The organism is Mesobacillus subterraneus, from assembly GCF_000934845.1.
GTDB lineage: Bacteria > Bacillota > Bacilli > Bacillales > Cytobacillaceae > Mesobacillus > Mesobacillus stamsii.
In genome coordinates this window covers 1-1,151 of sequence record NZ_JXIQ01000164.1, presented here as the reverse complement: position 1 = coordinate 1,151, position 1,151 = coordinate 1, and the positions used below count along the sequence as shown (strand labels likewise).

General features: G+C 37.9%; 1 protein-coding gene. It reads right to left on the bottom strand.

The window, feature by feature from the left end:
• Positions 1-21: 21 nt before the first annotated feature.
• Positions 22-1,048, bottom strand: a protein-coding gene (locus tag UB32_RS20895) for an IS630 family transposase (RefSeq protein WP_431305983.1) whose coding sequence is annotated in 2 segments (ribosomal slippage) — positions 22-577 and positions 576-1,048 — 1,029 coding nt in all. Because the reading frame shifts where the segments join, the coding sequence is not laid out codon by codon here.
• Between the last annotated feature and the right edge of the window lie 103 nt (positions 1,049-1,151).

The window sequence follows — 1,151 nt, the reverse complement described above, 5'->3', positions numbered from 1 at the left end:
ATATAGACGGAACTAAAGATTTTATAGTTTTAGACATAGGCGATTAACAATTTTCATAGGTTCTTTATTGATTTGTGTAATGAAGGTCTGGACAGCAGCTCTAATTTCTTCTACCGTTTTGTAAAAAACATTATAGATAATCGATTTTTTTAACCATCCCCACAGACCTTCAATAAGGTTTAACTCCGGACTATACGGAGGGAGAAAAACAAGTTGCAGATGATCTTTATGGGCTTCGAGAAAAGGTTGAATCAGTTTCGCATGGTGGATTTTAGCATTGTCTAGTATCATAACAATTTTCTCATCTTGGTATTTGACTACAACTTTTTCAAGAAAAGATAGGAAAACTTGAGCATCATAGTGTTCCTCCTCGGCGACAAACACTTCGCCTGTTTCATAATCGAGGGTGCCAATTAATTTAACCCCATGATGTTTTCCATAAGTAGGTATCACTTTTTGTTGTCCTATAGGAAACCATGTATGAGCTAAAGCTTGATAGTCCCGGATCATAGATTCATCTTGAAACAGAATTCGATCAATTTCGTCATTCATCATTTTTTTTAATCGTTTCAAATTCTTGTTTGAACATCGCCTGTTTCTGGGGGTCAGCTTTTGCTAGGGTGTACGTTGGTTTTGTGTAACTAAATCCTAAACGAGTCAATAGTTTTCTTACACCCCGATCCGTATAGACAATGTCAAATGTTTGCTTAATCCAATCGCGAACAAGAAAAGAAGTCCAGTTCATCTCGGCGGGAAATCCGACATCGGCTGGCTTTTTCTCAACGATTAACTGATAGAGTTCCTTTTCTTGTTCCTCCGTTAGTTGACAAGGGCGTCCGGGAGATTGTCCGGGAACTAATCCCTTCAATCCGTTAGCTTTATAGGCTCGTACATAGTTATATATCGTTTGCTCGGTACAACCTAAGAGGTCAGCGATTTCTGCATAAGGCCGTCCCTTTAAATGCAAAAGGATAGCCTGGAGACGTTTAAACATCCGTAGATCCCTTAAACCGTGCATACAAGCTTTAACTTCCTGAATTGAATCCATGTTTTCATTTTGGAGGATTTTCATTATTTGTCCGCCTTCCCATAGGTTTTATTTACCTATAATAATTGGACGAATATTCCTAAAATCCTTTAATTCCATTTAT